Raw genomic sequence first — 5,596 nt, 5'->3', positions numbered from 1 at the left:
GCCCGCGCCTGGGTGGCGCGGCTGCCGCTCGCCGACACGGACGAGCAGCACGGCGCGGCCAGACTCGGTGTGTACGTGGTGCCCGAAGTCCTCGCCGAGGAGCGGATACGGCGGCCGTACGCGCAACTGATGAAGCTCGACGCGCTGCTGCTCGGGCTCGCTCTTGAGCGGCTGGGGTCGGCGCCGGTGTCCGGGGCCGGGGCCGGGTCCGGGTCCGGGGTTACGTCCACAGGGGGGAGCTTGGTTCGGGTCGCCGAGGCCGTCCTGACCGTGCTGCACGGCGCGAGCCAACTGGCCGCCGCGGCGCCGGGTTTCGTCGAGCCGTTCAATGTCGTGCGCGCCTGTGGCCAGTTGGCGGGTCTCGTCCTCCAGGAGCGCTACGCACCCACGCATGTGATCACCCGCGCGCTGCCCGCCGACGAGCCGTGGTCGCCGCCGCAGGGCGCGGTGGACGCGGTACGGGACGCGCCGGCGCGGCTCGGCGGCGACGGGGTGGTGGCCGTGCTCGGGCTGCACCGGATCGAGTCCGTCGAGGACGCCGTACGGGCGGCCCGGCCGGGCACGACCGTGACCGCCGTGCTGGTCACCGGCAGTCCCGACGAACTCGCCCCGCTGGCCCGGCTGGCCGTCGCCGACCTGTGCGGCTGCTTGCGCCGGGCGTTCCCGACGGCCGCCTGGCCGCGGTTGCAGGTGGTGGTCGACCCGTCGGGGGTGGTGGCGGCTGCGGCCGGTGTGCCTGCCGTGAGCGAGGAGACCGAGGTCGCGATACGGGTCGAGGCGGGCCGGATCGTGAGCCGGGCGGACGGGCGCGGCGCGTGCCACGCGGCTGCGGGCGGGGCTGTCCTGACGGATGATCAGGGAGCGCGGGAAGTAGTGGTGCAGGACTCGCGGGTTCAGGAGACCCGGGTTCACGACTCGCGGGTTCAGGATTCGCGGGTTCAGAAGACGCTGATCCAGGACGCGGGAGCCAAGGACGCTGGGGCTCAGGAGACGCGCGTGATGGGCGGCAGCCTGTAGGACCCGGTGACCACGGCGTCGCGCGGCTCGTACATCCGCAGGACGGGCCGGAACCGACCGGGCGGTGTGGGCAGCCAGTTGGCCGCCTCCGTCTCGTCCGCCGGGCGCTCGCTGCTCAGACGCAGCGTCAGCGACCCGTCGGAGGCGCGGACCAGGCCGGGAGTGCGGTCGCCGATCGAGTAGCGGTCCGCCGCGTTGTCGACCAGGTGGTACTCGGGAAGGTCGTACATGGTCACGGACCAGAACGCGTCGACGGGCGGCGCCTTCTCGAAGCGCAGCGTGTACGAACTGCCGCCGTCCAGCGGCTCGCCCGCCGCGTCGTTCCAGGTCATCGCGTACGCCGCCTCGTACCCGTGGTTGCCCCACAGCCCGGCGCGCGCGGCTGCCGCCCGCATGACCCGGGCCCTGGCCCGGTCCTCGACGATCCAGGCGGGGTCGGTGACGGTGCCGATCTCGAAGAAGTCGGCGTTGTAGTCGAAGGCGTGGTACGCCAGTTTCCAGCCGTTGTCCTCCGGGCTCATGCCGTGCGTGGTGGCCAGTTCCACCTTCTCCTTGCCGTCGGCGAACCCGGCCCGCAGCGCCTCCGCCAGTTCCGGATCGGGCGAGGTGTACGGACTGACGGCCTTCAGCAGCCCGAGCGGCGCGAACGTGCCCTGGAAGTCGATGTCGGCGGGGGCGGGCGGGAAGGCCGCCATCCGTACCCGCAGCTTCTCGAAGAACATCAGGCCGCCGTCGATGACGTCGACCACGCCGACGTCGGCGACCGGCAGCCCCTCGGCCTCGCCGGGCGTGCCGTACGGTTCGAGCGCCGTGGCGTCCTGGAGCGCGCGTACGGCGGCGATGTCCGCCTCGCCCGCGCACGCCCAGCGCGCGACGATCGAGGCGACGGTGGTGGGGAACGCGATCCGGGTCGCGCCCTGGGGCACCTTCCCCGACCAGCCGGGCGGTGTGCACAGGAAGCGGCCGGGGCGGGTGCCGGTGGCGCGGCGGCCCACGTACGCGAAGTTGTTGGTCCAGGCGTCCACGAACTGCATCACGTAGTAACGCCCGCCGGTGCCGGGCACGGTGAGCAGCAGCGGGCCCGCGCTGAGGTCGATCTGCGCCATCGAGTAGACGGTGTCGTTGTTGACGCTGACGAAGGTGTCGTCGGGGCCCGCGAGTTTCGTCGCGTGGCTGAAGGTGTTGAACGGGGCTGGGGCGACCGCGTTCATGCCCTTGCGAGTGAACCGGTCGACCTCGTCGAGGTTGAACACCATGGGATAGCCGTAGACGTACGCGTCACTGGCCAGCGCCTGCAGATCGCTCATCCTGATCGCCTCTTCCCGGCCGCAGGCTGACGGCCTCGGACATCTTCGGACATTCCCAATCCACGCTCTCATGACCCCGTCCGACCTGCCTGTTCTCCAGGTTGTCCACAGGCTGGGCGCGGGGTCGGGGGTGGCCGGTAAAGTCGGGTTCGTTGTCGTGTGCAGCCAACGGGGGCATTGCGGGCGACGCGGGCAATCGGGGGAGGCTGCCATGCCGGTCGGCATGACGACAGTGCGGGGGGCGGGGCGGGGGAGTGTGCCGCGTCCGGTGGAGGTCGTGGCGTGTCCGGTAGGTCGGCGAGCGGTGCCGCGTCCGGTGGTGGTCGTGGCGTGTGTGCTCCTGGCGGCGCTGGCGCTGCTGGCCGGTGGTTCCACGGCGTCGGCGGCGGGGGGTGACGACGGCGGCACCCAGTCGGCGAGGCTCGCCGAGCTGCTGCGCCACAACCCCGTCTACGTCAGCGATCAGCTGCCCCGCGAGGTGCCGCGCTCCACGGCCCCCGCGTACGCGAAGCTCGCGAAGCGCACCGGCGTCCCCACGTACGTACTCGTCCTGCCGGACGCGAGCAGCGGCGGGTCGCTGCTCGGCGCCGTCCATGACCGGCTCGGCAAGGACGGGCTGTATGTCCTGGTCGGCACGACGGGCGTCACGGACGCGCGGGCCTTCGGTGTACGGGCCCCGGCCGCCGACGCGGCGACCGTCGCGCTGTACGCCTTGCCGTACGACGCGGGAGCGCTGCGCTCGTTCCAGGAGTTCGTCGGCGCCGTGGCGCAGGGCCCGGAGCGGGCGGCGCAGCGTGCCGACTCCCTGCGTGACGCGCATGCGGGGGACGGCAAGGCGGAGGTCGAAGACCTCTACATCGACCGGACCGACCGTGAGAACCAGTCGTTCCTCACCGGGATGCTGCTCCTGGGTGTGCCGCTGCTGGTGCTGCTGACCGGTCCTTATGTACGGCGATGGCGGCATCGCCGTACGCAGGGGACGGACGGGAAGGGTGTTTCCCGTGCGAAGGCTGCTCCCGGTGGGCCGCGGGCCGCGCCGAAGGGCCTGTCCCTCACAAAGGCTGCTTCCGGCGCGAAGGGCCGTTCCCTCACGAAGGGCGTTTCCCGGGCGCCACGGGCCCGGCCGAACATCATCGAGCTGGTCGTCGCCGGCGTCCTGGCGGCTCTGATCGGCTTCGGCGCGCCCCAGGTATTCGACCAGACCATCGACAGCGCCACGGTCACGCCCACGCGCGCCGACCTGACGGCGCGGCTGGACCGGGTGGCCGCCGGGCTGCGGCAGGACCCGGTCTACACCGATCTGGAGAGCCCGCAGCTCCTGGACCCGGCGAGCCGCAAGCGGCTGGAGGCCGAGATCAAGGCGTTCACGCCCGGTCCCGTCTACGTCGCCGTCGTACCGCAGCTCACGGACGACGAGTCCGGCGGCGACCCGTACGCGTTCGCGGCGGCCCTGCACCGCCGGCTCGGCAAGGACGGTGCCTATGTCGTCGCCGACCCGCTGAACGGCGACATCGACCTGGTCAACTACGGCCTTCCGCTGGACCCGGACCGGCTCGGTTACCAGCTGCCGGACGACATCCGGCACGAGGACTTCGACCATCCCGCCGACGACCACCGTCTCGCGCAGCGGCTCGACAAACTGATGACGTTCCTCGGCGGCATTCCGCGTTCGGACGCCTCGGACACCGACACCCTGGGCAGCGGTACGGACGCCACGCCGGACCCGCTCTACGACAACGCCCTGCCGGCGCTGTACACCGGTGACTTCTGGCCGGGGCTGATGATCGGCGCGTTCGGTGCGGCCCTGCTGTTCGGCCTCATCACCTCCGGTCTGGGCATCGCGCGCCTGGTGGAGGTGCGGCGGCGCGAGCGCGGGACGGCTTCCCCGGGGAAGCCCACAACGGCCTTCGACGCCCCGGCGGCGCCGTCGCTCGCGTATCTGCGGCGGACGGCCCAGCGGGAACTGACCACGCTGGGGACCGAATTCGCGGTGGAGTCGGCCGACGCCGCGGTGCAGGCGCAGGTCTGGGACTGCTTCGACGCCGCGATGCTGCTGACCGACGGCGATCCGGACGGTTTCGTCGACAAGGATGTGCCGGCCGCCGACATGGCCGCAGCGATAGCGCTGGCCAGGACGGCTCTCGCGATGCTCAGGACCCAACAGACCTATGCGCACTGCTGTGAACGCAACCCGATGCACGGACCGGCCGGCCGGGGCGGACCGGCTGCCCGGGGATCGGCTGCCCGGGGCGGTTCTGCCGCTCGGGGAGGCAGGCGCCGTACGCCACGGCCATGGCTGTGCGAGGCATGCCGGACGGCCGTCGGCGGAGTCGAGCCCCCGGGCCTGACCCTGCCGAAGGGCGGCGGCCGGATCCCGTACGCGCAGGCTTCCGGCGCGCTGCCGGCGGCCCGCGACGGGATACCCCAGCTCATCGTCAAGGTAAGGGAGTACGCCAGTGTCCAGTGACCGCAAACCGCTGCTCGCGGCGCTCCTCACAGCGCTCGCACTGCTCGCGCTGACCGTGCTCGGCGCGTTCCCCGCCACGGCAGCCGCTGCGACGGCCGCCGCCCCCAGCCCGGGACAGAAGATCGCCGACGCGCTGCGGGTGTCGCCCGTGTACGTGGACCCGGCGTACGCGGGCGCCGTACCACCCCAGCGGCAGAAGGAGCTGGTGGCCCGGATCGGCCGGACGGGGCTGCCGATCAAGGCCGCGCTGGTACCGCTGGTGAAGGGCGACGCCTTCGGCGGCGATCCGCAGATCCTGGCCGACATCATCCATGAGCAGCTCGGACATGGTGATCTCGTCCTGATCACCATGTCCGACTACACGGACTCGCTGTCCGGACACGAGTGGCCCTCCGACACCCATCAGGCGCGGGACGCGGTCAGCGCCGTCGAGTTCATGGACTCGATGAAGGACGCCGGGCTCGCGGACCGCGTCGACAAGGCCGTCGATCTGATAGCCGAGGGGGACGGCTCGGCCGTGTACGACCGGGAGACCGCCGACCTGGGCGGCGGCGGCGCGTCGTCGGACGGGGACAAGCCCGCGTCGTCGGACGGCGGCGGGGTGTGGCTGCCGGTCACGATCGGGCTCGTCGCGCTCGTGCTGTGCGCGGGCGGCGCGCTGTATCTCGTACGGCGCCGTCGGGGCCGGGCACACGGCTCGCCGTTCGCGTTCCCGCAGGCGGTGTTCGCCGCGGCCCGCGCGGCCGACGAGGGCGAGCTGCGGCGCCGCGCCGACGCGGAGGTGCTCGCGCTCGGTGAGGCGGTG

General features: G+C 72.6%; 3 protein-coding genes and 1 pseudogene. 3 read left to right on the top strand and 1 reads right to left on the bottom strand.

Annotated features, from left to right (window positions below; translation table 11 throughout):
* Positions 1-1,017: hypothetical protein (locus tag HY68_RS09670; RefSeq protein ID WP_052457055.1), on the top strand; the 1,017-nt coding region annotated here is incomplete at its 5' end.
* Here HY68_RS09670 and HY68_RS09665 read toward each other — a convergent pair.
* Positions 984-2,324 carry a DUF1254 domain-containing protein gene (locus HY68_RS09665; protein WP_041986970.1) on the bottom strand — a complete coding sequence of 447 codons (1,341 nt, stop codon included), beginning with the start codon at positions 2,322-2,324 and terminating at the stop codon, positions 984-986. The two genes, HY68_RS09670 and HY68_RS09665, sit on opposite strands and share 34 nt — an antisense overlap.
* A gap of 325 nt (positions 2,325-2,649) precedes the next feature.
* Here HY68_RS09665 and HY68_RS09660 point away from each other — a divergent pair, with 325 nt between their 5' ends.
* Together HY68_RS09660 and HY68_RS09655 are read left to right on the top strand one after the other, a co-directional pair.
* A complete protein-coding gene (locus HY68_RS09660) occupies positions 2,650-4,791 on the top strand; it encodes a hypothetical protein (RefSeq protein ID WP_157874312.1) in 2,142 nt (713 codons plus the stop codon).
* Positions 4,781-5,596: pseudogene (locus HY68_RS09655) on the top strand (hypothetical protein); the annotation flags it as partial. The gene HY68_RS09660 and the pseudogene HY68_RS09655, both read left to right, overlap by 11 nt.

It is taken from the genome of Streptomyces sp. AcH 505 (genome assembly GCF_000818175.1).
Taxonomy (GTDB): domain Bacteria; phylum Actinomycetota; class Actinomycetes; order Streptomycetales; family Streptomycetaceae; genus Streptomyces.
This window is presented reverse-complemented; position numbering and strand designations above follow the sequence as displayed.